Raw genomic sequence first — 26,026 nt, forward strand, 5'->3', positions numbered from 1 at the left:
CCGATCATCGGTCACACCAAGTCCGATGGCCTGCTCGAGCGCAATCACCTCGCCGGAGCCACCGGCGATGCCATCAACGCCATCCTGGTCGCCGCGGAGCACAATCTGAGGTTGCTCGTCGCATGGCTGACTGTGCTTTTGCGCGCCCTCATCGCCGCCTGGCTATCCCCAGTCCTGCCCAAAATGGGCGCTGCCTGAAAGCAGCGTACCAGTTCGATAAACCCCTCACGGCACGTCGGACGCAATCTACCCGTCGCCGAAACGAACATCGCATTGTTCACGGCCGACAATCTATTCGCATCATCCGCTCGATCGCCGCGCCGATCTGCTCGGCAGCGTCAAGAATGTGCTCATCGTCAAGATGCGCATAGCGGGCAGTGGATTGCGGATTGGAATGCCCCAGCAAGCGCCCGATCATCGGTAGCGTTTCCTTGTTCATCGCCGCATGGCTGGCGAAGGTGTGCCGCAAGTCATGCATCCGCACCCCCGGCAGGCACGCATCGTCTCGCAATAGGTGCCAGTGCCAGGATATGTCCAACATCGGCTTTTCCAGCTTTGCATTCCAGAACAGCCACGGAACGCCCCTGATCCTCGACAGGCCCGCGATCAGCGCCCGTGCTTCATCCCCCAGCCACACGGTGCGCGGCCCGGTCTTGCTGTCCCGCAGCTTGAGCCGATTTCCACGCACGTCCCGCCATTGCAAGCTGGTGACCTCTCCCACCCGGCACCCCGTCAGCAACAATAGCGTCACCGCCGTTGCCGCGTTCGCCCTGACGGCGTGCTCTCCCGCCCGTGCCTCGGTCAGCACTTTGCCCAGCCTCCCCAGTTCCGCGTGGCTAAGGAAGCGCTCGCACTTGCGCTTGCGGTTGAGACGTACAACCCGGCACGGATTGGTATTCTCAAGCCGATAACCCCACGCCTCGGCCTTGTTCAGCATGCTGTTGAGGATGGACATGACCCGATTGGCGCCGCCCGGCCCGATCTCGTTGTTGAGGCTGGCAAACCATTTGGTCACATCGGCCTCATTGAGGGCGTCGATGAAAATCCCTACGAAAGCCTTGTCCAGGTAAAGGCGGCGGTAGGTGTCATGCGTGACGAGCGTGGACGCCTTCCATTGCGGCGCACAGCGCCGCCAGTATTCGGCGAGGAAGTCGTCGAAGCGCGGCGCCGAGCGGATGCGCTGGCGGTCGGTGGCAGGATCGAGACCGACCTGTGCATAGGCGATCACCCGCCGCGCGACCATGGTGGCCTGATGCAGGGTGATGACAGCGGCAGAGCCGATAGTGACGGTGCGCAGCCGCCCCGCCATACGGGTCTGGACGATGTAGACCTTGCGCCCGGTCGCATAGTAGCGAATGCCGAACCCATGCTCGACCCCGAGCCAGGTGGTGGTTCTCGGCTTACCACGCGGCAGGCGCAGCGGCACGATATTGACCCCGACATCGGCGAGCGCCTCGGCGACGATCTGCTTGAGAGCTAGCGCGGTCATGACGATAACCCGATGCTACGGGCAAGCCCGCCGGACACGCGGCAAGCGGCATCGGCTATCACGTCGTCAGAAAGATGCGCGTACTTGGCCGTTGTCTCGGTCAGCAGATGACCCAGCAGCTTGCCGATGGTCGCCAGCGGAACCCCGTCCATGATCGCGGTGGAAGCGAAGCTGTGCCGCAGGTCGTGGATACGCACGTCAGGCAGAGCGCATTTACGCCGGAATTGATACCACCATATATCCAGAGCGACAGGTTTGGTCCCGCCGACATTCGGAAACACGAACGGACACCCTTCGCGCCGGGGCTGGGCTTCAAGAACGCCCAGCGCCTGACTGTTGAGCCAGATGACCTTGGGGCCGGTCTTGCTGTCGGGAAGCGCAAGATGGGGAGGCTTCACCCATTCCCATTTGAGATCGCGGATTTCGCTAGCGCGCGCGCCGGTGAAAAGCAGCATGCGGATGACCGCCACCTCGGTCGGATGGGTTCGCTCGTCCTCTCGCAGTGCCGCGCTGAGACGCCGAAACTCCAGGGGCAGGAGATACCTTTCGCAGGGATCGCGCTTGTAACGCGGCGTTCCCCGGCAGGGGTTGGAACCCTTGCGACGCAGATGCAGCGCTTCGGCATATTTGAACAAGGCGGCCAGCACCGGAACCGCGCGGTTGAACCTTGCCTCGCCCTGACCGGCGCAATCGTCGCGCCAGCGCATGACATCGGCCGGGATAACATCGGCGACCCGCATGGAACCGAACACCGGGGCAAGGTCGCGCCGCCATGCCCCGAGATTGCGCGAAGCGGTGGAGGCCTTCCAGCAACGCGCAAGGTCGGGCCAGTAGGTATCAACGTAATCCGCCATGACCGGGGTGGCCTTGGCCACCGTCCGCTTGGGCAGGCCGTCGAGCGCGACCTCGGCCAGCAAGCGCCGTGCCTGCGTGCGGGCAAGCTCGGCATCGACATCGCTGGTGCAGCCAAGCGAGGTGCGGCGATGCTTGCCGCGATGGCGCAGGCGCACGAACCAGTAATACTTCCCCGTAGGCCTGACCCTCAGGCCGAAGCCCGGTAGCTGGGTATCCCAGATGCAGTATTCATGGTCGCGAAGCGGAAGCTTTCGCCGCGCGAAATTACCGTCGAGATAGGCCCGGCGCCCGGGCTTTTGCCGCTGGGGGACCATAAGGCCTTCGCTTATAGCCGAACTGTGCTCGGGAGTCCCGGAAAACTGCGAATTTACGGGGACCACATAGCCATCGGCAGGGGCCGGACTGTCGGCACCATTCTCATACGCGCTTACTGATTTTACTGCATTTTTTTCCATTTCTGCACCGTAAGGTGCGTAGGGTGTGCTACTGTAGCTGACATATCGTTGTTGGAGCCTCGGTCTGTTCCTGCGTTCGTCTGGTGCGGATATGATTCCGGTTTCCGGTGGGCACCGGGCCGCCGTGAGGCGGAAACGCCGGAGGGAATAGAGCGCTTCGCGCGAGTGAAATGGGCCAGATGGCGCATGAGTTCTCCGTTGGTGAAGGGTCGATTTTGGAGGGTTGTCGTAGGGGAGTACGTCGCGGGTTTTCGCATGGCGTGAGAGCGGTTATGGTGGCCGGGTTCAGAGCCGATCAGCCTGACCGAAAGGTACGAGTAATGGCGAAGTCACTGGACGCGGAAATGGCCGCGATCGAAGCCGAGGAACGCAAGCTGTTGGAGCGGCGCAAGGCGCATCAGCAGAAGGTGCGGGAAGCGGCGATCGGGACGGTCGAGAAGGCGGGGCTGTTCAAGCTTCCGCATGATCGACTTGAGCGGATCATGACGGCGGTGAAGACGCTGGGCGTGGATGAAGTGGAGAAGCGGCTTCAGGCTTCAGCCTGAGCCGTTTCGCCACCGAACAAACGACCGATGGCCGCCCGAATGGGCTTGCCCATTCGGGCGGCCATTCCTGTAGGGGCGGGCCCCGGCGATGCGTAGCCTTCGCCGCCAGGCCAAGGCGAGCGAGCCGGGTGGAGTCGCGCAGCGGTCGGGACGGCATCAGACAAAAAAAGGGAAGCGCGGCCCTGTGGGGCTGCGCCTCCCGTGCGTAGCGATTCCGGCTCACCAGTTGAGCGGGTTTTCCATGTGCTCGGCGTAGAGGTCTTGGGATGCCATGAGGATCTCGTGGTCGATCTCGATCATGCTCCAGGTGAGCTGGTCAGCGTGGTTGTGGACCGTCTCGCGATCGTCGATCGTCATGGCGGTCCAGTCGATCATTTCGAGGAAGTCGTCGCGGCGATCATGGATGCGGCAAGCGTGGACCATTTCAGCTTCGAGCGAGGCGATGCGACGCTCGATGCGGATCTCCTTATCCGACTTGGGGATGAACTCGATCTTGTCCTCGGGGAGGGTAACTGACGTGCTCATAACGCTCACTCCTTAGTCAAAACGACAGTTACGGTCTGACCTTCGGGGCGCGGCCGGGTCAGGGACGCGAAAGGCTCGCCTTTCGCGCCGCGTAGCGGCGGTGGGGGTCACGATTTTCTTTGGTGGCCGCTGCGGTGTGATTGGGGCGGGAATGCCGATCCACCGAAGAAAATGGTGGGGCCCCGCCGTCCTTGACGCGGCCGCGCCCCGAAGGTCACAATGGGAAGACTGTGTGGTGGTTTTACCTATCGGCGTGGCGCGGACGGCGATGCGTAGCCCTGGCCGATAGGCCAAGGCGAGCGAGGCGAGACCGCGCGCCAGATGAGAGGCTTTGCCGGTCGCTATGACCAGACCATTTGAAGGGCGAAGCTGGGCAGGAAATGGTCGCCATCTCGTTGAGCGCCGGCAGGTATCGGGCAAGTCCCGGCTCGGCATCGAGGCGGCTTGTTATGACGGGATCGGCAAGGCTGCCGCGCAGCTGCTCGATGCTGATCGCGCCGCAGCTATCCGTCTCGAGGCCAAGCATGGCGAGGATGGCGTAGGCGTTCGAGTTGGAAACCTCCATCTCGGGTGCCGCATCGGGGTTCGTCGAGAGCGACACAATGATGTCGGGTTCGTCATCGCGGCGGGCGATGCGGATGCGACGGCCAAGGAATTGGGCGGTCTCGATCAGGGCGATCGCGTCGACGTCGAAAGTGAAGTGACGTGCGATCATCGCGATCGGCATCATGGCGGTGCGGGCCTCCCACGCGAAGACCTGCTCATCGAGCGAGCCGTATTCGTGGATGATGAGGTCGAGGCCGTAGCGCTCGCCGTATGCGGCGAGGGTTTCGCGCAGGGCGCCCATCTGCAGGGCGTCGATCATGACGGGGCGCAGGTTATCGGGTTCGGCCTCATCCTTGATGCGAAACGTGATCATCGGAAACCTCCTTCGTTAAACTCGCCTCGTCTCTCCCTCTCTTCTCCAGTTCCGATCCGGCGACGGATCGGGGGCGCCAAAAGGCGCAATGGGTGTAAGGGCGAAATGACACCCGAAAGGGCAGGGCAGGGCGGTCCCGATTGTCCCGAAATGTGAGCCGCGGCGCTGGCAGACTGGCGCGGTTGTGTAACCATGCTCGCGGCAGCAGCGCGCGCCGGCTTCGATGCCCGGCGCGCGCTCCCCCGCCCTCGATTTCTCGGGGCCAGGTCGATCGGCGCGGGCCCGATCGTCTGGCCTGCGGCAGCTCCTTACCGGCGGCGCGCGAGGCAGCCTGGCGTGGGGGGAACCGTAGGGTTTCCCCCCAACCTGGCACAAGGGCACGACAAAGGGCCAGCGCCGGGGAAGTCCCCCGATGCTGGCCCGATGCTCCTGCCAAGGAAAGGGAAGGGGCGGCGCTGGTCCGCCCCTGTTATCTCATCCCCATTTCTGCCGCTTGGCTTCGGCGGGCATGGGTGCCTGTGCATCGTAGCGGAAGGCGTGAACCGGAACGCTTGCGGCCTTCAGTTCGTCGAGCAAGTGCGACTGAATGCCGGTACCTTGGCAAATGATCGCTTCGACGGGCCGGAGGCTGACAAGCTGGTCATTGCGCTTGAAACCGGCGCTCTTTCCGAAGCGCTGCGCGTTCGGGGCAAAGGTGACAATCGGCACGCCAGTTTGAGCGGCCCAAGCTGCGGCGATTGCGTCGCATCCTTTGCGCTGGCCGGTGGTGCAAAGGGTCATGCTCGGAATGCGGGCCTTGATCTGGTCAAGGCGGGCGTAAAGCTGCTGATAGTCGTACCATTCCTGCCCGCCGGAAAAGACGACAAGCGGGCCGGTGGGGTTGCGCTTCTCGCGCATGGCGGTTGCGCGGGCCTTGAGGAAATCGGCCGATGCGATCTGACTTGCGGTGGTGGCGCTGGAAACCCTCGATCCGCGCGCGGTGCTCCATGGGCGGCCGGTCTGCGAACGGTAGCACTCGGCCGCATAGTCGCGCATGCATTCGATAGCGGCGCGCTGTTCCATCTTGGTTTGCGCACGGATCTGCAAATCTTCCATTTCCGTTGCATAGATTTCGCTGCGGTCGTCCTGCTCGATCCGGCTTTTCAGGTCACGGCAAAGCGTGTCCTCCTCGCGGGCCAGCTTGTCGGCTTCGTAGTGAAACGAATTGACGATGCCCCATGCGATTGCCTGCGCGCTCGGCTCTAAGCGGGTGTCGCGGAAAAGGTCAAAGATCGTGTTCACGATGGCGTGACATTCTGCCTGCGCCTCGGCGGCTTCGGGCATGTCCAGTTCCTGCCGCTCGGCTCCCATTTCGAGGATGGAAAGCGCGCTCACGTCGCCGAATGCCTCGGTGAAGCTGTCGAGCACGGAATCTTGAGCGATCATGTCGGCAATCTCTGCCTCCCGCGCCAGTGCCGCCAGCTCGTCGGGCGTGGCTGCGGTTCCGGCTTCATCCTTGCCGCGCATGGTGTCGGCAATCGCCTTGTCGAGGTACTGCTTGCGCAGTTCGGCGGGCGTGGTGCCGATAGCCTTGGCCAGTTCGGCAAAGCTGCTATAACGCTGGTTATTCGTTTCCTTGGTCATGATAAATCATCCTTGGCAGGGGATAGCGAAAGGGTCGGGAGAGGGGGGCAATCCCTCTCCCTTCCCGTCGGGGGATTAGAACGCGGGTACGTTGTCCTCTTCGTTCTCGGCGGCGATCCCGCCATCTTCGGTTGCGTTGCCTTCACCGAAATTGTCGTCACGCTGGCGGCGGCGGGTCTGGCGGGTGCCGTCCATGTTCTGGCGCATGGGGGCCGGACGGTTCCAGACGACGCGATAGCCGTCCTCGTCGTCACCAAAGACCATGATTGCCATCTTCTCGGGCAGGCTGGGATCGTCGAGGCTGCCCTGATAGAAAACCTCGCCGGTCGAATTGCTGGTCGCCTCCCAAAGCGCGCCGACCTGCACCCACTTGCGGCCGACGTTAAGCGCCATGATCTCGAACGCGGGGGCCTTCTCGTTCGTGCTTTCGACGGGGCGAAGGCCAAGGCGGGCAAGGTCGACGGTCAGGGTTGCGATCGAACCGATGAGCTGGCCGTTCTTGAGGGCGAAAGAACCGATGTTCATAGCTATTACTCCTATATTGCGGGGCCTGTCCCCTTGTCTTTGGTCCGGGGCGTCTCCCCTTCCCTTCCGACATACTAATTCTACTCCCTAAACTCTAAATACTGAACTGCATTGATTTCTTGATAGCTATTTACCGTACATGGTGAATCTGAGCCTAAATAGTTGGCGCGGTAGCGACATTACAAAGAAACGTCGGCCCGACAGGGCCGTCATTACTGACCAACAGAGCGCAAAGGGGTCGGTTGTCATTCACCGCACACGGAGCCACCTTCGCCTGTGTCCCAAGTGGCACGCCGGGGATCGCTCGATCAAAAGACGTCGCGCTGCGACCTAGCGGAGCTTGCCGATCCGCGCTGGCTGTCTGCGACAAGCAGACAAAAGCCAGCCAGCGCGGATTGGCTAGCGCAGCTTGGTTGGAGGCAGCTTTTGATTGAGCAACCCGGTGTGCGACGCCAGGGACCCTGGCGGGGGTGGCGCAGTGTGTGGTGAATGACCTGGCGCGAGGTTGGTGCCGGGAGCCGGCGTCCTCGCCGGTTCACGGCATAGACAAGGGAACCGGCCCCGAAGGGGACGACAACAGCCGCAGGCTACTGCGCCGTGCGTGGGTCAAGAGCGTCGTGAGAGGCTAGACGGGAGGGAAGGGGCTCCCCAGCGGGACGCTCGGTCTATGAGGCTCGTTACAGGCCCGCTGACGGTGAGGGCAGGGCGCCCCGGGCAAGGGATCGTAACCCGCAGGGCGGAGACCCGCAGAGGCTCCGGGAGCCGCAGGCGACTAGAGCCCGGTCTCGCCGCAGGCGAGATGACCCCGAACTTCATGGGGGTGCGGACGAGCCACCCTCCATCGGCGTCAGCATCTCGATCACGGAGACGCCCAGTGCATCCGCAAGATGTTCAAGTGTGAGGAGGGTTGGATTCGCTTTTGCTCGGCTAATCAGTGAGATATGAGACGCCGCTATGCCGGAGCGTTCCGAAAGCGCGGTCTTTGTCATTTTCCTCGAGGCGCAGTGATAGCTAAGCCTTGCGGCGAGATTCCGCTTCAGGGGCGACGGCTGATCCAAACGTAAGTGCTGCACATCCATTGTCCCAGGCTCTTTCATACACGTAACGTAGAGTCATTGCCCGGACGTTCCTGCAGCGCAGCTATTCGCCGGCGTATCACTTTTGCAGTCCAACCCGTTGGCGACACGGCTGAAGGTGATGTATGTTGCACTGCGAAATGGCCTCGTCGAAGGGCGTAGCTGTGGGGACATGCCATCAATCAAAGGATGCGTGAACCGGTGATGCTTCAACCGATCCTGTGTATTTTCAATCGCCATACACCCGACCGACACAAGACGCAGTGGGACGGCTTGCATTACGTTGCTCATTGTACGGCGTGCGGCCGCGAGATATATCGCTTGAAACCAAAGTCGTGGCGAGCGATCGGCAGCGGATAGGGGTAGTATGACGCCGGCAAGGCAAGACGTGGGCACGCTGACGCGCGCGGACCTGGCGGATGCGCTGCATCGAGCGGTCGGCTTGTCCAGGAACGACGCGCTTCACTTGGTAGAGCAGATCCTCGAGCGGATGTCTGATGCGCTGGCGTCGGGCGAGAACGTGAAGATTTCGAATTTCGGGACGTTCCTGTTGAACGACAAGCCGGAGCGGATCGGCCGCAATCCGAAGACCGGGGAAGAGGCGATTGTTTCGGCGCGGCGCGTAGTGACGTTCAGGCCGAGCCAGGGGCTTCGTGATCAGGTGGCGGGATCTTCCGCACGGTAGGTAGCGAGACCGAGCCACGATCCGTTGCCGTCGCGAAATTGTCGAACGAGGTCACCGCGGTCCCAATGGCCGGTGAAGATCCCGCGACGGTTGATGCCCCCAACGGGGCGTGTTCGTGCCGCCAGGAGACGGGCGCGGCGGGTGTCTCGATCGAGGTGCCGCAGAGGTTCCATGGTGTTGATCCTTTCTGCAGGAGCGATCGCGCAGCGATCGGTCAGTTTTCCATGAAGACACGCGCATAGACGAGCGAAGCGGCGAGGGCGGCGAACAGAGCCCATCCCGCTCGTCGGGGGCCGTAGGCGGCTACGGGGATGCCTGCGATGCAGAGCGCGTAGAGCAGCATCCAGGGCGCGCACTCGGACAAATAGGCGCTGATGATGTAGGCGCCGAGACCAAGAAGGAGCGGCCGGTGCCAGTTGAGCAAGGCGAAGCGGCGCCAGCGCTCAGATCGGGCGAGGGGCGGCGCATCAGCGAGGCGAAGTTGGAATATGCCCGATGCGCGAGTGGGCGCGACGATCAAGGCCATAGGCACCACGCTGAACAGTCGGGCGAGGGGGAGGGCAGTTTTCATGCCTCTTCCTCGTCTTGATAAGGGTCGTGGGCGCTGACCGAGGCAAGATTGATTGCGGTGCCTACCAACGCCCATGCGATTATCGCGACGACTGACCAGGTTTGCCATGTCCGTAGGGGCAGCTCAACCAAGTTCCCGACGATTGTCACGATGGTGAAGTTAACGATGAGTATGGCCAGGATGGAAATCCATGGCGTCCATAGGGGGCGATCCAACAGCTGTTTCAGCATCGATAGCTCCTTCAATGTCATGATCTGATATTATGGGCAGGGGCCCATGGGTCGCCTGAATATCTTTGAAGTATTCTGCGACCAACAAGGCTAGATTAAACGCACGGAGTCGTGGCTCACGGGTTACTGATAATATGAACTGCTATCGTGTATCGTGAATTGAGAGCGACGCCGACTGATGGCGAGCGCACCAGTAGCTATTCGAACACGGTGGCATGCGCCAGTGAGAGATAACGTGGGCACAAAATCGCGCGTGTCGCGAGTAGAAAATATCGCGTTGCGTGTCGAGATATCGGTCGAGGAGCGTGAGGGCGAATAAACGTGGACCGCCTCGGTGCAACCTGAGGTCGCAATTTCTCCCATGGCACATTGCGATTGCTGCCTCCTTTTGCCAAACGACCGATATTGCAACGGGGCAACACGAGAGAATGGTAGATTATAACAAGTTGGAGCAGCTTGGTCGGCTGCGGGATAATGGTGCGCTCTCTTGGGAGGAATTCGAACGGGAGAAGGCGAAGCTACTTGGTGTAGGCGAGGGGGGGGCGTGCTCGAAAGGCGCGCCCGCTACTGATCGCCTTCGTGCTGTTCGTCTTGGCTGGCATTGCGATATATTTCTACGACATCCTCAGTCCCGGTCAGACCGTCAATCAAACTGATCGCGCCGCCCCCGACGTCGCGTATACGCTGCCTACTGAATTTGATGGATCGGCGGCCCCCGTGGAGGCTCCGGCGGCGGCGTCAGATCCTCAGCCGGGCGCGACGCTGGATTGGGCTTTCAGGGAAGGGGTGATTGGCCTCAACCCATCGTTCGTAGAATCCAAGCTAGGTCCGGCGAAGTCAAAGACGTCCACGGATTGGACGTTTGAAGTCCAGGGTTGCAACGTTAGCTACGGCATCAAGGGGAGCGAGATTACGAGCGTTTCGACGTTCGTAAAGAAGGGTTGCCTGCCCAAAGTCGGATCACGAACGATCACGTCGGAAACGACGTTTGCCCAACTTGGTGCCGCGTCCGGTATTATCCGTACGTCCTGTCTCTGGAGTTGCGGCAATTCCTACGACCCCACGATCGACCTTTTCCAGAACGGCTATCACGCAAACAACTTCATCGATGTCCTCTACCAGAGCAGGTTCGGCGATGCCCAGGATAGGGCCAGCGAGCTGTGGCAACAGTCGATCCGTGTCGCCCACGGTATTGGTCCGGAGGATTATGATGGCCAGGATTCGGATTGGTTCCAATGCGTCGCGGGTCCGCCCGCACCCGTACTGACGGCGATAGGCCCGGAGCACGTGGGTTATATTACGATGGGCCGTGATCTGGGTCAGGATGGATGCCGTTATTGAACGTGATCATCTTGGATGCGCGGTGCGGTTGAACCGTCCCGGCTTTAGGTGCGGTTAGGGATAAAAAGCACAACGCACGGCATAACCCTATTGGAGACACAGCTGAAGGTAGCATATGTTGCGCTGCGGCACGACTTTGGCGATGTAGCGCACTCAATGCGGGGCATGCCGTGAAATCGAAAGGGCGTGAACCGATGATTCTGCAACCGATACTATGCCTTCTGAACCGTCATCGACCCGACCGGCACAAGGCTGCGTGGGATGGACAGCACTATGTTGGAAGATGCCCGGGCTGTGGCCGTGAGATTTATCGCCGCAAGTCGAAAAAATGGCGGGCAATTGGCAGCGGATGACCTCGAAATGCGCGCCGTGCTCACGAGGAGCCGTTCGCCGGGGGCGTACCTTTGACTAGGTGATCGGTCCAATAGCGCATGCGGGCTTCAATGGCCTTGTGTTCGGCCATGCCAGTAAAGAAATGAATGGTCACGTCGTCGGAGGAAAGAGTCCGGACGTACAGGGTATCCGCGTAGACGAGGGCAGCGAGATAGTAGCCGATGATGTCGTCGTATGCGGTCTGCTCGCTCGCGACCATTTTTCGGTTGGGCCCACCTTGCATCACATGGTCGGACAGCGAGAGGTTGTAGACCAGGACCCCCGGGCCGCCCGGTTCGATCCGGCGCTGGAGTGCGAGGCATTTGTGTGGGGTCGAGAGGAGGGCGACGGTGTGCCCGTCAAAGATATCGGGCAGGGCGGGCAATCCCTTGCTGCGCAGGGCGATTTCGTCGTAGCGGCTATAGACGCGCAGATCGCGATTTGCGGAAAGGTCGAAGGCCCGCGCGAGCCTGGCGACATGGTAGTGAGCGCTGGTCGTAGGGCTGAGTGCGAAACTCAGTGGGGAGGGCAACCACACGCCGTTGTAGGTGCAGGGCCAGTTCGCGGGGAGAGGCCGGGGGGTGGGTCGCAAGGCGAGTAGCCGGTCGCGATCGAGCGCTGTTACGCGTGGCCGCATGCCATCTTGCCGGACGGTTGCTTCGGGATGTTTGTCGAGGAGAGCGGGTGCCGCGATGATGCCATTGGCGAGGTCGAAGACTTTCATGCAGGGTTCCGCCATCGCGATCAGCAAACTGAGGTCTCTGGTGACGGCGAATGCGGCGTTTCGGCGTTGGCCGAACAGGTCACGGTCCTGTAGACGCCTGGTCATGTCCCAGATCTCCATCCGGCCTGAATAAAGTTCACCGTAACGGGCGCGGGTGCGGGCATCGGCGTCGGCCATAGTGATTTGGGCCTTGCGACTCCAACGGATCGCGAGGTCGATATCTCCGACGGTTTCGGCGCTTCTGGCGTGACTTCCGAACAGCCAGATTTCGTCGATCTGGTGGGTATGGTCGGGGTTAGCGTTGTAGCCGGCGGCGGAATCGAGAAGGCCGTTCAGCAGAATGGTCGCTTTGGCGCGAGAAAGACGCGCCTTGCTTGTCGATCCGAGGACGGCATGACCGAGATCCGTCAGGGTCCGTCCACAGGGATCGACGAGACCAGTCTGGATGGCGACATCGACAGCAATGGCGTTATCGCAGCGGCAGACACCGGAGGAACGCAGCTGGATGGCGCTCGTGAAGCTGCCGGTGCTATCGATAGACCTCAGAATCGCCTTGAGCGTCGTGACGGGAACACCGCCGATCACGGCCCCGCGGGGGAATGAAAGCATTATTGGTGTCCCTTTCGGGAAGGATCGACAGACCGCGCTTTCGTCGGACCAGAAACAGCGATGCGGGGCAAGAGGAGAGGCGTCCCTGAGCCGTATCGGTCAAGCGCCAGCCCGGCAGGATTGTTGAACAGGGGGTCCGGCGGTCCCACCGGGCCGGCGTGGAGCAAGACTGTATCTCGCTCGCGGTCAGAACCCGCGCTCCGAAATCTTAATGAATAGTTAAAATACGCAAATGAGTATGCCTCCAGTGTACCTCCTGGCGACCAATGTCGGAAATATCGCCTCCGCCGCTATTGCCCTGTAATTTTCCGCGCCACCCGGCGATCCGTCATGCAATAGGTATGTTAAAACAAAAATCCGGGTTTGATCCGGATAGATATATTCACTGGCCGAAGTTAGGATTAGCGATCCAGACAATGATGTTTCGACTGCCTGACAATCCGCTGAAGGAAATAGCCCAAGCCTCAGATGTGACGCTGCGGGAACAACACGCGCACCTGCGAGGGCAAATACCGCTGATGTATGCGTTGATGCTGATCAACGCGGCATTCCTGGGTATCGTAACGCATGGCGACGTGCGTTCTCTTTATGGCCTGATCATACCCTCTGTCCTGTGTACGGCTATCGCCGGCCGTGCAATGGTTTGGATATCGCGGCGATCGAAGCAACTGACTGCACGCCAGATCCGCCGTCATCTTTATGGAACGATAGCGGCCTCAGCGGTACTCAGTGCGGCATTCGGGGGCTGGGGTCTGCTTTTGCTCCATGACGTCGAGCCCGTGCGCGGCACCGCGATCGCGTTGTATATTTTCGTCGGCTCGATCAGCTGCTGCTATTGCCTGCAGGCTCTGCCCGTCGCGGGATGGCTCGTACTCCTCTTCGGTGCGATGCCCGTCACGCTGCAGTTTCTGGTTTCCGGCGATTTGTACCGGATTGCGATCGGGCTGACCTTTATGCTTGCTGCGTTTGTCATTTTGCGGTCGCTTGCGACCAGCCACGCGGCATTCCGGCAGATCGTGCATACGCAGTCGGCCCTTCAGCGCAGCGAGGAACGCTATCGTCTCGCCTCTCTTGCGGCGAACGATATCATCTGGGACGTTGCACTGGAGGAAGGGCGATTAAATCTATCCAGCGCCTCGATGGGGATATTAGGCTATCCGGATGCGGCCGCGGCAACGTCCGCCGCGTGGTGGGTGGAGCGGCTTCATCCCGAGGATCGCCCCAGAGTGCTTCTGCAGATTGAGGATCTCGAGGGTTCTGGCAAGACCTTCTGGACCGAGCAATTCCGCTTCCTGTCCGGAGGCGGTGCGTATCTGCATCTTATCCTGAAAGCGTATGTGGTACGCGACACGGAAGGGCGCGCGACCCGCGTCGTCGGCTCGTTGCAGGATTTTACGGTTCAAAAGTATTATGAGGATGGGCTGCGCTGGGCAGCGCTGCACGATTCCCTTACGCGGTTACCGAACCGCGAAATGTTTGCAGCCGAACTTGAGAGTGCCTTGGAAGAGGCGGCTCGGCAGCAAAGTGCGTTCGGACTGATCGTGCTCGACCTGGATCTCTTCAAGGCGGTGAACGACAGCTTGGGGCATCACGGCGGCGACGCCCTGTTGAGCGAAGTCGCTGCCAGGCTGACGCGGGCGGTACAAGCGCCGGGCACCGTAGCGAGGCTTGGCGGGGACGAATTCGGGATCATTCTACCCGACTGGTCTGCCGGAGAAGACACGGAAAAAGCCGTTGCCAAACTGCTCGCTCCCATAGGAGAGCCGATGTCCTATGAGGGGCGGCAGATCGATGTCAGTCTCAGCGTCGGCGTGGCGGTAGCGTTCCAGGACGGCGCTATTTCCGAAGAATTGCTCCGGAGCGCCGATCTCGCCCTCTATGATGCCAAACGGGAGGGGGCTGGCCGCATATGCGTGTTCCGGGGAGAACTGCGCACGGCTGCGGAGCGAGAGAAGAAAATGCTGGCGGATGCGCGCTCGGCTTTGCACGACGACCGCATCGTGCCTTTCTATCAGCCAAAGGTATGCCTGCGAACCGGCGCCTGTGTCGGCTTCGAGGCGCTGCTACGATGGCATGACGCACATGGCCTGCGGTCGCCGGCCGCGATCGGGGCGGCGCTCGGGGATGCGGATCTTTCCGTTCAGATCACGGAACGCATGCTCGATAGGGTTATCGCGGACATGCGCGGTTGGACAAGCTCCGGCACGTCGTTTGGCCGCATTGCCATCAACGGATCCGCAGGAGATTTCAGGCGAGGGGATTTTGCGCAGCGTATTCTGGACCGGTTGCGGCGCGCAGAGCTGCGGCCCTGGTTGCTGGAACTCGAAGTGACGGAAAGTGTGTTCCTTGGGCAGCTTGCCGAGAAGGTGAGCGATGCCCTGAATATTCTGTCGCAGGAGGGGGTCACGGTCGCGCTCGATGACTTCGGCACCGGGTATGCGTCCCTGACCCATCTTAAGCAATTTCCCGTAGACGTAATCAAGATCGACCGCTCATTCGTCTCCAGGCTGGGCATGGCGGATACGCAGGATGCTGCGATCGTTGGAGCTGTGCTCGACCTGGCGCGAAACCTTGGCATTCACACGGTAGCGGAAGGAATCGAGACGCCCCAGCAACTCAAGTATCTTGTCGTGAAGCAATGCGATTTCGGGCAGGGATATTTTTTCGGGCGACCGATGGCGGCGGCTCAGGTGAAACAGGTAATCGCCGACTGGGATACACAAGCCGTCCTTGCCGCCTGCGCTCCGGACAATGGCGCGGGCGAGCCGCACCATCCCCGCAGCAGCAGGGTTGTTTGAGCCATTCATAATTCAGATGGATCGCAAGCAGGCGTCAGGTGCCAGAAGCAGTTCCCGAGCCATTCATCCCCATTGAATAAATGGCCTGGACACCTCGTTAACCTATTTCATGCACCCATGACCGTGCAACATGAGGGAAATCGAAATGGTCTTCAGACTTCTGAACAGGGCCGCTAGCAACGCCGCAGTCAACCTGCTGGATCGCCACCAGTTCCGAGCGGTGCAGCGCGCCGGTCATGCCGATCGGGAGGGGGGCGCGGTCGCGCAGCGCTCGTAGATCCTCGCCCTCGATCGCGACGATCATCGCTGACAGGCTGGGCTGGGGCGGGCCATTCCATAGAACCGTGAAATTTCCCTACTCGCCCTTTCATGCCACTCGCTGCATTTCGCGACACAAGTCGATGCACATGGCATTTTCCTGACCAATGCGCTATAAGCTTAGTCCTGTGATCGTCATTCAAGCGAGGATAGCATGACGCTACAAGTCAATATCACGCCTAATGGGCGCATGAGCCTGCCGGCAGACGTACGCAAGCGGCTTGGCCTCACGAGCGGCGGCGCGGTATTCCTGGAAGAAACCGAGGACGGTGTGGTCCTGCGCACCGCAGCCCAGGCTGTGGCACGTGCGCAGGCTCTAGCCAAGCAATACACCGGCGGCCATCCCGAGGCCGGTGTCGGCGGCTTCCTGGCGCGGCGCCGCGAGGACAGCGGCGAATGAGCGAATTCGTTCTCGATGCCTCTGCCCTGATCGCCATGCTGAAAGAAGAGAAGGGCGCGGCCAAGGTTTCCAAGGCGATCGGGGCGGCGCGCATGTCGGCGGTAAACTACGCCGAGGTGGTCAGCCATTTTGCCTATCTCGGAATGCCCACCACCGCGATCGACGCGATGCTCGATCCGCTGCCGATCAAGATTGTCCCCGCCGACCACGCCACCTCGCGGATTGCCGGCCGGCTGCGTGCGGTAACCGCCAGCGCCGGCCTGTCGCTCGGTGATCGCTACTGTCTGGCCCTTGCCCAGCGCGATGGTCTGCCAGCCTGGACCAGCGATACCCATTGGAATCGGGTAGCCGGCGACGCCGGCCTTAAAGTTGTGCAAATCCGCTGATCTCATACGATCGATACAGAAACCGATATGCACGGCACCCGCCGCCCTCGCAGCTCATTTCAAGCTTGCCGTCATATTGCGGAGGATGCGGGAGAGTGCATCGACCGAATAGGGCTTTTGCAGCAACGGAAACCCTTGCGCTCCCTCGCGGGCAAGGGCGTCACTGTAGCCGCTGGTCAGAATGACGGGTAGGTCTGGATTTTCCTTCCGCAGATGCTGCCCTAATTCTATCCCCGTCATCCCCGGCATGACGACGTCCGAGAACACCAGATCAAACCGTTCAGGCGCTTCCCGGATCAGGTCGAGAGCGGCCTGCCCGTTGGACGCCCAAGTCGTGTCATAGCCCAGCTCTGCCAGGAGCTGCGCTGCGAACTCCCCGACTGTCTGATTGTCCTCAACGACCAACACGCAGCCCGTGGCGGGCCCGTTCTCAATGACGGCGCTGGGAGGCGATACCTCGGCCTCGGACTGCCCCGACATAACGCGCGGTAAAAAGAGGGTGAAGGTCGTTCCGTGTCCCACTTCGCTCTCAACGGTTACGTCCCCTCCCGATTGTTTAGCGAAGCCGAAAAGCTGAGAGAGACCAAGACCGGTTCCCTGCCCTACTTCCTTGGTCGTAAAGAACGGTTCGAATACTCGGGCAAGATCCTCGCGGGCGATTCCGGTTCCGGTGTCGACTACCGCGACGGCGACATATTCGGCGGATTTCGCCGGATGGCCACGACGCTGGGGGATCCCGTGGGGCGCGTCTACGGTAATCACCAGTTCGCCCTCACCGCCCATCGCATCCCGCGCATTGACGACCATGTTGAGAATGGCGGTGTCGAACTGGTTGGCATCCGCTTCGACCATGCAATCGGCCGATTGTTTGTCGATCCGCAGGTTGATGCGCGACCCCACCGTTGTTTCCAGAAGCGTAGTCAAATTATCAACGCGCAAAGCTGCATCAAACCGTTCGGCCTGAAGAGGCTGTCGGCGTGCGAAGGCGAGAAGCTGGCGGGTTAGCCCTGCCGCCCGATCGGCTGTATCAGTGATCGCATCGACAAAGCGGCGATGCTTTTCTTCCGACAGATCGGGACGACGGAGGAGTTCGGCAGAGGAGCGGATGATCATCAGGAGGTTATTGAAATCGTGAGCAACGCCGCCTGTGAGCTGACCGAGTGCTTCCATCTTCTGGGCTTGCCGCAACGCCGCCTCGGCCTGCCGCCGCTCGGCGATTTCCGCCTGCAACTCGTCAATCGCGGTCGCCAGGTCAGCATCGCTCTGGGTCGCACGGCGTTCAAGCGAAAGGTTCAGGCGTTCCAAAGCAGTGCGCGCCCGCGCTTCATTTTCCACGTCCATACAGGTGCCGATCCAGCGGACCACCCGAGCTTGTTCATCGTGCTCTGGCACACCGCGGCACGCAAAGCAGCGATATTCGCCATCATGTCGCCGGAAACGCAGGCGCCCCTCAAAAATGCCCCCGCCGGTGACCGCGTCATCCCAAAGCTCGATGGCTCTCCCTCGATCATCCAGATGGACACTGGCGATCCAGCCAAGCCCTGCCAGATCGGCGGCAGGACGACCGCAATACGTTTGAAAAAGCGCGTTGGTTTCAACAAAGTTACCGTCGGAGTCGGCGATGAACACGAAACCGGGAAGTGCTGCGGTCATTGCGCTGAAGCGTCGATCGGCGGCGCGTTCTGCGGTTCGGTCGCGCATCATCTTGACGAAGCCGTGAACCTCGCATTGGCCGTCATCGTGCAACGGCATCAGGAGACCTGACGCCCAGAAACGGGAGCCATCTTTACGCATGTGCCATCGCTCATCGACGGCGCGCCCCTCGGCGAGAGCACGCTTCATCTCGTCTGTCACGGCACCGGCGGCAGAATCTTCAGGCGTAAAGATGAGACGAATGGCCATGCCAAGGGCGTGTTCGCCTGACCAACCGAGAAGCTTCTCCGCGCCGGAATTCCAGCTGGTTATGATCCCAGTCAGATCGGTCGTGATGATCGCAAAATCACCGGCGCTGTCGATGACCGCCCGCGCCAGGGCGCCATCGATCGAACGTGGTTTATCGTGGCTCATGGACGCTCGGGCCCTCCGGCTTTGTAAATGCACAAAGGGCATGCATTTTTCCTCGGCCTTGACCCTCGCACGTTATGCGAACACCGATCACGGTCAGATCCGCTTCCGTCGTGCAAAGCCTTCCGACCATTCGTGTCGGCGAGATAATAGGGCATCGACCGCTCTGACGTGCCGTCTCTTTTAAGCATGGGCCAGACCATGTCAAAGACTGATATCTGAGTGGATAGGGCTAGCCCATCCTTTGCCGCGAAACCGATCGAAAGGCCGTGCGTTGCCCATCAGAGCTCGCGAAGGACAATATTATGATGGGACTCTTGAGACTAGCGGTCATCGGCACGGTGGGGGTTGCTCTTTACAGATACGCAGGTTCGAAATTCAGGATAACCAGCAATGACCGCCCGCCGGTTCGTGATGCTGGTCCTGAGAACATGACCTCTCCTCCACAGTCGTGGAGCCGCACGGACGAGGCTATCGACGAAAGTTTCCCGGCGAGTGATCCGCCTTCCAATTACTGAGGGGGAAAACTGCTGCGTCGTTCCCGTGGCAGTCGGGGCGGGACAAGTTCCACGCATGCGACATGCCCGAACATATCGTTTGATGCGTTGGACCGTAAGGAACGCTGCCACGCACTTTGCCAATGGCGCCACAAGTGCGCAAATCCGGCTGCAAATTGGGCTGATATCCCCTCACGAGATCGCTTGGGCTGGCACTTGAAGCACGCCCGCATCCGCGTCGATGACCCCGATCTTCCAGTCGAGGATCAGATTGAAGAGAGCGAGTAGCTCCCCCTCATCCTGTGGCCAGCGTCCAACCGGACCAGATGCCAACGCCATCTCAATATCGTTTTCCGTCGTGCCCCTGAGATGATCTTCCAGCTTCAACGTCGCATCTCCCACGAAAAGCAGTGCATGGTATTAAATACGCTGCGAATCTTACCGCCGCGAATTACAATCTTGAAATCCGGTGATCGCGCATTCCAAACAAGCATGCAGGCCATCAGCAGACCAGGCAGATGCTTCCCAAAGTCGGCGGTGACTACCATTTCCTTCGTAGGGGTAGAGGTGTTTGCACGATGCATGGGATGTCTGCACGTTCAACTACCCCTCGTAATCCATTGTCGAACGTCGCCGCATCGCCAACGCTCCTCGTGAGGCGGCGAGGTTGGATTTCTTAATAAGTTCGGCCTACGCAAATCATGTCACCGGGTCCAAAATGGCGTATCCGGGCATCGAGGGAAAGCGTTCGCACATTGCCGACCGCGGGAAGACGGGAAACCGATCCGTCCGGTCAGTGGTGCCAGCGTTTGGCAAACTCGGGTTTTCGCAGGCGTTCGATAGCCGGCGGAACCGCCAGAAGGTGGCGGCGAGGGGTCCGGCTGGACGCAAGGGGATGACGGGGAAACTGATCGAGTAGGACGAACATGAACAGCCATCTACCTGTCGGCCGCCTGGCCGCTCGTCTAGACGCGCTGCCGAGGGGCCGTGCGTGGTTTGCCATTGTAATCGCGCTTGCCGCTCTGGCGATAGCGGATAATCGGCTTCGTCTTCTCGGTTTGACATCGCTCTACATTCCCCTTGTGTGCGCCGCGTGCTGGACGCTCGGTCCACGTCCGGGGTTTTTCGTGGCGCTTGTAACTGCCGTCGTCGCCGTCGTGCCGCACCTCAGCGACGAACCCCATCACCCGCTTTCGATTCTCTGTGTCCGGTCTGCGGTGCCCATCGCTACCTATCTTTTGGTCGCGGTAATCGTCATCAGCTTCCGTCGATCATTTGATCGCGAACATTATCTCGCGCAACGCGATCGCCTGACCGGCGCGCTCAATAAGCAAGCTTTCCACGAGAGGGCGCATATGTTGCTCAATTCAGGCGCGCGCGGCGGGGACACGCTGGTGCTTGCGATCCTCGATCTCGATGATTTCAAGACATTGAACAACATTCACGGGCACGCAGCTGGTGACACCGTGCTGCATGTTCTTGGCAAGAGGGCCTTGGCGATGCTTCGTCCCGAGGACGTGTTCGGCAGAATTGGGGGCGATGAATTCGCTTTCCTTGTCGCCACCCGCTCCGCCGAGGAAGGCGAGCGCTTCGCGCGCATTTTACATGCGCGGCTTTCGAGAGCGCTTGAGACCACGCAGCATCCCGTGACGTGCAGCATGGGCGTGCTTCTCGTCCCGCCCCGGTCATTTCGCAGCGCCGCTGAATTGTTGGACGTCGCCGATCAGGCCATGTACCGGGTCAAGCGATCCGGAAAAGACGGTCTTCAGATAGCGCACGTCGACGCAGCTAGGAATTATCCGAGTGCGCCTGCTTGAAGATGCGAGTTGACGGCCAGAATGAAATCGGCCTCCTGCGAAGGAGCGCGGCGAACTCCCTCTGCATGGTAATTAACTATTTATTAATTTTTATTGCCAAATGGTTGATACCAGAGCAGGAAGCAGTCTTGTTCCATCGCTGGCCCGGCGTGGTCCCCACCGCAAATCGAATTACCGGGCCAGCACCCGCTTTAGCGTTGTTCACACGTCCGCGCAGTTGAGCCTAGGTGTTACGGTGTGCCGGTTCCCTGAACCTTTGCTGCTACCGCCTGGATGCTCTGCTGCAGCGCCGGATCCGCCCGGGCAGCTGAAGCCACCTCGTTGAACCGTTCAGGCGAAAGTCCTTCCTGCTGCACCGCCTGAGCCATCTTCGCCTGCTTGTCGGTATCCGATTTGGCTTGTGGCCTTTGGTGCGCGGGAGGCGGAATCCAACCGTTCAATGGACCCGCAGTGCTCAGTATGAGGTGAGATGATCCCGAAACCGACCAATGCTGTCGATGGAGTCAGTCCCGGCCCCTGACATGGGCCCGCGGATCGATGACCGTGATCGCGTCTCGCGAGCTGTTGGCGATGGCGTCCGCCATGCCAAATAGTTCTACTCGGCCGCCGTCATTGACAATGCGACCAGCGATGGTGCCATGGATGATGGCCCGTGATCCCCTTTCCACCGTCAGCGTACCCGCGATCGTGCCATGCAGGATGAATCGGATACCGCTGAGCAGCGTCGCATCGCCAGCAATGGTGCCGTACAGGGCGATATCCTCCTCGATTGCAAAGGGGCCGTCGATGCTGCCGTGTATTGCTTTCACACCGTTCCTCCCAGCGGGCGACGATCTGCATACCGACCAGCAAGAGCACGGTCGGTACGGTTGCCGCTCGCTTCAGTTCTAGTTGGCGGACGCTTTCATCGCTCGTCCATCGCCGCGGCGATCATGAATCGCCAAGTGCTCGCGGCGTCACCCTTGTGACCGCTGGCCAGTTCGGCAGTGCCGACATTGCGGATCACTTCCGCTCCGGCGAGAGCCATGGCGTCAGTAGGTTCTTGGATGGCGTGGAATACCGCGCGCACGTCGCGCATGATTGCATCCTGATGCTGGGGATCCAGGGTTTCCCAGTCATCATGCCCGCTCGCGGACTGCGCGAGGGCACGTGCGGCTCGCTCGATGATCGATCCGGTCATGCAGTAGAGTATCACTCGATCTTTCAAAGGCCAAGCAGGTTCCGGTCACTTTTGCTCGCAGGGCAAAATATGCCCGTTCGTCGTTGGCAGCCAACGCTGCGTCCCATCGCGTTCGCCATTTCTATCCGCCCCCCCTATGGCGGCGCCGAGCCTGCAGGACGACCCGTCGGTAGGCGCACTCCCGGCGGCTGCGGTGGGGTTTCAGGCCGCCGGGAGACCATTCGGCAAATCTCTCAGGCGAAACGGTCCAGCATCTGATTGAGAAGCGGTCGAAGCCGCTTAATCTCGTCCCGGTGGACATGCGAGAGTTCTGCCAGGATCCTGAGGGCATCGACGGTCAGCCGCAATTGCGCCCGGCGCTTGTCGACCTCGCCTGTGTGCCGGGTGACAAGACCCTGCTTCTCCAACCGATCGACCAGACCTGTCGCGCTGTGCGGCTTCAATAACAGGCGGCGAGCGATGAACCCTACCGTAGCGTCTGCGGTTGGCGCGGCGCGCAAGGCGAGGAGTGCCTGATGCTGCTGGGGGGTCAGCCCCATCTGCGCTGCCTGATCGTCGCTGAAAGCCTGAAATTCTCGCAGGGCGAAGCGCAGCTCTGCGAGCGCCGCGTAATCGTTGTCGGTCAGCTGAGGCGCTTCCATTCCATATTGCCTTCATATTGAATTGTATCGTGACGCGATATAATGGCCAGAGTAATTCAACAAAGAGGGATTTCGTATGATTCGGGAAGCCCCCGCTTCCGCCGAGGCCGTCAGGCTGGGCGATCATAGCGCGGACCGGCGTATGGTCATGCTGGCCGCCATGGCGCTGCTCGTCGGCGGCGGCGGTGCAGTGGGGGCATGGATTCTCCTGAAGCTGATCGCGTTGGCGACAAATCTGTTCTGGTTTGGCAGGCTGTCGTTTGCTGAAGCCGATATGGCAGACAACGCCGTCGGCGCGAGTGTGCTTATCATTCCCATCATCGGCAGTCTGATCGTGGGGTTAATGGCCCGCTTCGGATCAGAGAAGATACGCGGGCATGGCATACCGGAGGCGATCGAGACAATCCTGTTCGGTGAAAGCCGACTGTCAATGAAGGTGGCGGTTCTCAAACCCGTGTCGTCCGCGATCTCCATCGGGAGCGGCGGGCCGTTTGGCGCTGAAGGGCCGATCATCATGACAGGAGGCGCGATCGGTTCGCTGTTTGCTCAATGCTTCCACCTGAGCGCTGCGGAGCGCAAGACGTTGCTCGTAGCGGGCGCCGCGGCGGGCATGACCGCCATTTTCGGGACGCCGCTTGCCGCTATATTGCTGGCCATCGAAGTGTTGCTGTTCGAGTGGAAGCCGCGCAGCTTCGTGCCGGTCGTTCTCGCGGTCCTCATGTCTTTCGCATGCCGGCCGCGGCTGATCGGCGACGGGCCGATGTTCGCAGCCGATCTGCCATTGCCGGTCGGATCCTGGTCGCTGGTTTATGCGCTTGGTCTTGGTCTCCTGTTAGGACTGGAAGCAGCGTTGCTGTCAAAAGCATTGTACCGGATCGAGGATGGCTTCCATCGTCTACCACTGCACTGGATGTGGTGGCCCGCGATCGGCGCGATCGCGGTCGGAATAGGCGCTCTGATCGAACCTCGCGTGCTTGGCGCCGGCTACGGCAACATTCATGCCTTGCTGGGCGACAGCCTCGAAATGAGGGCCATCGTCATCCTGCTGGTGGTAAAGGCGCTTGTCTGGCTGATCGCGCTGGGCTCGGGAACTTCCGGCGGCGTGCTGGCGCCGCTGTTGATCCTCGGCGGGGCGCTGGGTTGCCTTGCCGGCCAGTTCCTACCCGGCGATCCGGGCTTTTGGGCGATGATCGGCATGGCGGGTATCATGAGCGGCGCCATGCGCGCGCCCCTGACCGGCGCGCTATTCGCGGCCGAACTGACGGGACAGTTCGCCGCGCTGCCATTCTGTATCGCGGCCGCAGTCGCCGCCTATGCCGTCAGCGTCCTGTTGATGCGCCGCTCGATCCTGACGGAGAAGATCGCCCGGCGTGGGCGCCATATCCTTCAGGAATACAGCGTCGATGCCCTGGACCTGCTGCAGGTCAGGGATTTGATGACCGCCGAGCCAGAGACGCTGGCAGGCGATTGGCCGGTGGGCGAGGTCATTACCTTCTTCGAAAAGGAGGCGCGTCACAGGAGCTATCCTGTCACGGATCAGACCGGACGCCTGCTTGGCCTGGTCTCTCGTAGCGACGTGCTGCGATGGGAAGTGGAAGGCTGCGATCGCGAGACCCTGCTGGCCGAAAACATGTCGGACGCGTCGCAGCCGACTGCCTTCCCGGATAGTCCGAGCGGTATCGTTGCCGACCTGATCGTTCAATCCGGCGTTGGCCGCATCCCAATTGTGGAGCGTGAGACCCGAACAGTGGTCGGCATTCTCTCTCGCCAGGATTTGCTTAAGGCCCGCCACAAGGTGCGTGCCGGTGAGACGGAGCGGACTCGGCATATCCGCCAATAGGAAGCGTTGGGGGTTGAATATATATCGCATAGCGATATATTGGAGGATGGAGAGGATGCGGGGGGTAGACTGGAGGCGATCCATGTATCTCATTGGCACCATATTTGAGGCTATCGGCCTCGTTTTGGGAAGCCTGCTGGTCGCCGGACTGGGGTGTTGGCTGGCATCACGCCTGGCGATCCGCTTGCACCATCAGCGCTGGGCTGCGCTCCTTACGCTGCTACTGCTGGCGGCCATTGCTCTGAGCGGCCTGACCCACAGCGGGTTTGTCAAGCTGAGCGTCGTGTACGGTCTACTGGGGACAGCCATCCTGTGGTTTTCAACCCGAAACCACGAGCCGCGCACAAGCCTTTTTGAACGGGACGACAAGTGATGGCACTGCGATGCTGGACCTATCCCGCGCTTCTCGAGACTGTAGGCGCTCGGCGACGGCCAAATAGAGCCGTGCTACGCGTGTTGATCCGGCGCATGCGAAAAGAAGCGTTCCCCGGAATTATAGAGCCGGCGCAGCGACGCCGAAAGGTTCGGCAGCTTATCAGCGCACTCGTCGGCAAGTAGGAAGCCTGCGTTCAGGTGAGTGGATTGCGACGCCGGGGACGATGGCGACGCTTACCACAAATCCGGGGCTGTTTCCAAACCTGACGACTCTGACGTCGCATGACATTCGGAAATGCAAATATTCATATCCGCCTGGCGCTTGACTGATGCGTTCGTGAAATGTTCTAACGCTTTCATAGGTCTCACCGAAGGAGGACAACCTATGAAGATGAAGGACGTACTGGAGGGGTACAATTACGATCTGCCACTGATCGACGCGATGAACGATGTCGAACTTCGACCTGTTCGCCGGCTGCTGGCGGGAGCCCTTATGGGTGAGAGCCTGGATGCCGGGTATTTCGCGAGCCGCGAAATGGCCGATGCCTATTACGACCTGTGGAACGACGTGCGAAGGGGCGTGCGCTATGGCGAGGGCTATGTGGCCTTTGAGGAAATCCTCAAGGACAAGAACCCACTTCAGATGAAGCTATGGTATCTGACCTGCGAACGGGATCTGAAGGAAACCGTGAAGGATATGCGCTGGCTCGCGATCCTGGCGAACCGTCGCGCCTACATGGCTCGGGCCGTCCGGGAATCGGGGGCGGAAGTGCTGCATGTTTCGGCACGTAATCTGGTCGACGGCAAGACGCCTGCCGAACTGGTGGCGGATCAGGAGGTCTGGAATTGAGCGCTCAGGCTACGAGCGCAAGGATGCTTTCCGGCTTGATCGGCTGATGCCGCGAGACGCGGCAAGGTTGCAGGGGGTTGTCGGTGCGCACGACGAACTGGTCGGCGCCGGTGGTGTCGCGAAGCTGACAGGCGACGGCATAGCATTTCTCGAACGAGGTGAGATGGCGGCGGCGAGCTGAGAGAGACGAGATAATCATAGGTTGGTCCTTCGGGTGATGTCCTTCGGGTGATGTGCGCGGATGCGGTGAACGAGCTATGCAGTGTCAACGGCGGCGCAAAAGTCGGCCACGGGGCGGAGTAAAACCAGGCCAGTG

29 protein-coding genes and 1 pseudogene are annotated in these 26,026 nt (G+C 60.7%); 12 read left to right on the plus strand and 18 right to left on the minus strand.

What is annotated here, in order from left to right; translation table 11 throughout:
* Positions 1-198 (plus strand): annotated as a pseudogene (locus PKE80_RS14745) (hypothetical protein); the annotation flags it as partial.
* Positions 199-277: 79 nt separating this feature from the next.
* Here PKE80_RS14745 and PKE80_RS14750 read toward each other — a convergent pair.
* Together PKE80_RS14750 and PKE80_RS14755 are read right to left on the minus strand one after the other, a co-directional pair.
* Positions 278-1,489, minus strand: a complete 1,212-nt coding sequence (locus PKE80_RS14750) for a site-specific integrase (protein WP_271183159.1) — start codon at positions 1,487-1,489, stop codon at positions 278-280.
* Positions 1,486-2,658, minus strand: a complete 1,173-nt coding sequence (locus tag PKE80_RS14755; protein ID WP_271183160.1) for a tyrosine-type recombinase/integrase — start codon at positions 2,656-2,658, stop codon at positions 1,486-1,488. Before PKE80_RS14755 ends, PKE80_RS14750 begins: the two co-directional genes overlap by 4 nt.
* Positions 2,659-3,119: 461 nt before the next feature.
* Here PKE80_RS14755 and PKE80_RS14760 point away from each other — a divergent pair, with 461 nt between their 5' ends.
* Entirely contained in the window at positions 3,120-3,344 is a 225-nt protein-coding gene (locus PKE80_RS14760) for a hypothetical protein (protein WP_271183161.1), read from the plus strand.
* 219 nt (positions 3,345-3,563) lie between these two features.
* Here the strand turns inward: PKE80_RS14760 and PKE80_RS14765 are convergent, their stop codons facing one another.
* The 5 genes from PKE80_RS14765 to PKE80_RS14785 form a co-directional block, all read right to left on the minus strand.
* Entirely contained in the window at positions 3,564-3,869 is a 306-nt protein-coding gene (locus tag PKE80_RS14765) for a hypothetical protein (RefSeq protein WP_271183162.1), read from the minus strand.
* A gap of 241 nt (positions 3,870-4,110) precedes the next feature.
* Entirely contained in the window at positions 4,111-4,788 is a 678-nt protein-coding gene (locus tag PKE80_RS14770; protein WP_271183163.1) for a hypothetical protein, read from the minus strand.
* A 474-nt stretch (positions 4,789-5,262) separates the two neighbouring features.
* Complete coding sequence (locus tag PKE80_RS14775; protein ID WP_271183164.1) at positions 5,263-6,411, minus strand: DUF2493 domain-containing protein; 1,149 nt, start codon at positions 6,409-6,411, stop codon at positions 5,263-5,265.
* Positions 6,412-6,486: 75 nt separating this feature from the next.
* Positions 6,487-6,936, minus strand: a complete 450-nt coding sequence (locus tag PKE80_RS14780; RefSeq protein WP_271183165.1) for a DUF736 domain-containing protein — start codon at positions 6,934-6,936, stop codon at positions 6,487-6,489.
* Between the two features lie 812 nt (positions 6,937-7,748).
* Positions 7,749-8,033 (minus strand): helix-turn-helix domain-containing protein, encoded by a 285-nt coding sequence (locus tag PKE80_RS14785; RefSeq protein ID WP_309298990.1) that lies wholly within the window; start codon positions 8,031-8,033, stop codon positions 7,749-7,751.
* A gap of 346 nt (positions 8,034-8,379) precedes the next feature.
* On the opposite strand from PKE80_RS14785, the gene PKE80_RS14790 reads away from it, so the two are divergent.
* Positions 8,380-8,697 carry an integration host factor subunit alpha gene (locus PKE80_RS14790; RefSeq protein WP_271183167.1) on the plus strand — a complete coding sequence of 106 codons (318 nt, stop codon included), beginning with the start codon at positions 8,380-8,382 and terminating at the stop codon, positions 8,695-8,697.
* Between the two features lie 214 nt (positions 8,698-8,911).
* Here the strand turns inward: PKE80_RS14790 and PKE80_RS14795 are convergent, their stop codons facing one another.
* Together PKE80_RS14795 and PKE80_RS14800 are read right to left on the minus strand one after the other, a co-directional pair.
* Positions 8,912-9,268, minus strand: a complete 357-nt coding sequence (locus PKE80_RS14795) for a hypothetical protein (protein WP_271183168.1) — start codon at positions 9,266-9,268, stop codon at positions 8,912-8,914.
* Entirely contained in the window at positions 9,265-9,498 is a 234-nt protein-coding gene (locus PKE80_RS14800; protein ID WP_271183169.1) for a hypothetical protein, read from the minus strand. The genes PKE80_RS14795 and PKE80_RS14800 overlap by 4 nt, the downstream gene beginning before the upstream one ends.
* A gap of 428 nt (positions 9,499-9,926) precedes the next feature.
* Here PKE80_RS14800 and PKE80_RS25340 point away from each other — a divergent pair, with 428 nt between their 5' ends.
* Both PKE80_RS25340 and PKE80_RS14805 read left to right on the plus strand, forming a co-directional pair.
* Positions 9,927-10,154 carry an SHOCT domain-containing protein gene (locus PKE80_RS25340; RefSeq protein ID WP_370425104.1) on the plus strand — a complete coding sequence of 76 codons (228 nt, stop codon included), beginning with the start codon at positions 9,927-9,929 and terminating at the stop codon, positions 10,152-10,154.
* Positions 10,078-10,839, plus strand: a complete 762-nt coding sequence (locus PKE80_RS14805; RefSeq protein ID WP_271183170.1) for a hypothetical protein — start codon at positions 10,078-10,080, stop codon at positions 10,837-10,839. Before PKE80_RS25340 ends, PKE80_RS14805 begins: the two co-directional genes overlap by 77 nt.
* 373 nt (positions 10,840-11,212) lie before the next feature.
* Here PKE80_RS14805 and PKE80_RS14810 read toward each other — a convergent pair whose 3' ends face one another.
* Positions 11,213-12,544 (minus strand): nucleotidyltransferase domain-containing protein, encoded by a 1,332-nt coding sequence (locus PKE80_RS14810; protein WP_271183171.1) that lies wholly within the window; start codon positions 12,542-12,544, stop codon positions 11,213-11,215.
* 266 nt (positions 12,545-12,810) lie between these two features.
* Here PKE80_RS14810 and PKE80_RS14815 point away from each other — a divergent pair, with 266 nt between their 5' ends.
* Complete coding sequence (locus PKE80_RS14815; protein WP_271183172.1) at positions 12,811-15,342, plus strand: putative bifunctional diguanylate cyclase/phosphodiesterase; 2,532 nt, start codon at positions 12,811-12,813, stop codon at positions 15,340-15,342.
* A 97-nt stretch (positions 15,343-15,439) separates the two neighbouring features.
* Here PKE80_RS14815 and PKE80_RS25260 read toward each other — a convergent pair whose 3' ends face one another.
* Complete coding sequence (locus tag PKE80_RS25260) at positions 15,440-15,646, minus strand: site-specific integrase (protein WP_309298991.1); 207 nt, start codon at positions 15,644-15,646, stop codon at positions 15,440-15,442.
* 168 nt (positions 15,647-15,814) lie between these two features.
* On the opposite strand from PKE80_RS25260, the gene PKE80_RS14825 reads away from it, so the two are divergent.
* Together PKE80_RS14825 and PKE80_RS14830 are read left to right on the plus strand one after the other, a co-directional pair.
* On the plus strand, positions 15,815-16,060 hold the full coding sequence (locus PKE80_RS14825; RefSeq protein ID WP_271183173.1) for an AbrB/MazE/SpoVT family DNA-binding domain-containing protein: 246 nt from the start codon (positions 15,815-15,817) through the stop codon (positions 16,058-16,060).
* The gene (locus tag PKE80_RS14830) at positions 16,057-16,446 is read left to right on the plus strand and encodes a type II toxin-antitoxin system VapC family toxin (protein ID WP_271183174.1); all 390 of its coding nucleotides are present in this window, start codon (positions 16,057-16,059) and stop codon (positions 16,444-16,446) included. The genes PKE80_RS14825 and PKE80_RS14830 overlap by 4 nt, the downstream gene beginning before the upstream one ends.
* A gap of 54 nt (positions 16,447-16,500) precedes the next feature.
* Here PKE80_RS14830 and PKE80_RS14835 read toward each other — a convergent pair whose 3' ends face one another.
* Positions 16,501-18,513: a hybrid sensor histidine kinase/response regulator gene (locus PKE80_RS14835; RefSeq protein ID WP_271183175.1), complete on the minus strand. Its 2,013-nt coding sequence runs from the start codon at positions 18,511-18,513 to the stop codon at positions 16,501-16,503.
* A 686-nt stretch (positions 18,514-19,199) separates the two neighbouring features.
* A complete protein-coding gene (locus PKE80_RS14840) occupies positions 19,200-19,394 on the minus strand; it encodes a hypothetical protein (protein WP_271183176.1) in 195 nt (64 codons plus the stop codon).
* Between the two features lie 539 nt (positions 19,395-19,933).
* Here PKE80_RS14840 and PKE80_RS14845 point away from each other — a divergent pair.
* Complete coding sequence (locus PKE80_RS14845; RefSeq protein WP_271183177.1) at positions 19,934-20,824, plus strand: GGDEF domain-containing protein; 891 nt, start codon at positions 19,934-19,936, stop codon at positions 20,822-20,824.
* 230 nt (positions 20,825-21,054) lie between these two features.
* Here PKE80_RS14845 and PKE80_RS14850 read toward each other — a convergent pair whose 3' ends face one another.
* The 4 genes from PKE80_RS14850 to PKE80_RS14865 form a co-directional block, all read right to left on the minus strand.
* Positions 21,055-21,264 carry a DUF4168 domain-containing protein gene (locus tag PKE80_RS14850; protein ID WP_370425111.1) on the minus strand — a complete coding sequence of 70 codons (210 nt, stop codon included), beginning with the start codon at positions 21,262-21,264 and terminating at the stop codon, positions 21,055-21,057.
* 63 nt (positions 21,265-21,327) lie between these two features.
* Positions 21,328-21,633 (minus strand): hypothetical protein, encoded by a 306-nt coding sequence (locus PKE80_RS14855; RefSeq protein WP_271183178.1) that lies wholly within the window; start codon positions 21,631-21,633, stop codon positions 21,328-21,330.
* A gap of 95 nt (positions 21,634-21,728) precedes the next feature.
* Positions 21,729-22,004 (minus strand): hypothetical protein, encoded by a 276-nt coding sequence (locus PKE80_RS14860; protein WP_271183179.1) that lies wholly within the window; start codon positions 22,002-22,004, stop codon positions 21,729-21,731.
* A gap of 233 nt (positions 22,005-22,237) precedes the next feature.
* Entirely contained in the window at positions 22,238-22,645 is a 408-nt protein-coding gene (locus tag PKE80_RS14865) for a MarR family winged helix-turn-helix transcriptional regulator (RefSeq protein WP_271183180.1), read from the minus strand.
* Positions 22,646-22,721: 76 nt separating this feature from the next.
* Here PKE80_RS14865 and PKE80_RS14870 point away from each other — a divergent pair, with 76 nt between their 5' ends.
* From PKE80_RS14870 to PKE80_RS14880, 3 genes are all read left to right on the plus strand, one after another.
* Positions 22,722-24,485: a chloride channel protein gene (locus tag PKE80_RS14870; RefSeq protein ID WP_271183181.1), complete on the plus strand. Its 1,764-nt coding sequence runs from the start codon at positions 22,722-22,724 to the stop codon at positions 24,483-24,485.
* 82 nt (positions 24,486-24,567) lie between these two features.
* A complete protein-coding gene (locus PKE80_RS14875; protein ID WP_271183182.1) occupies positions 24,568-24,858 on the plus strand; it encodes a hypothetical protein in 291 nt (96 codons plus the stop codon).
* 387 nt (positions 24,859-25,245) lie between these two features.
* A complete protein-coding gene (locus tag PKE80_RS14880) occupies positions 25,246-25,710 on the plus strand; it encodes a hypothetical protein (RefSeq protein ID WP_271183183.1) in 465 nt (154 codons plus the stop codon).
* Between the two features lie 4 nt (positions 25,711-25,714).
* Here PKE80_RS14880 and PKE80_RS14885 read toward each other — a convergent pair whose 3' ends face one another.
* Positions 25,715-25,909 (minus strand): hypothetical protein, encoded by a 195-nt coding sequence (locus PKE80_RS14885; RefSeq protein WP_271183184.1) that lies wholly within the window; start codon positions 25,907-25,909, stop codon positions 25,715-25,717.
* Positions 25,910-26,026: the final 117 nt, after the last annotated feature.

Source organism: Novosphingobium resinovorum (genome assembly GCF_027922145.1).
GTDB classification, from domain to species: domain Bacteria; phylum Pseudomonadota; class Alphaproteobacteria; order Sphingomonadales; family Sphingomonadaceae; genus Novosphingobium; species Novosphingobium resinovorum.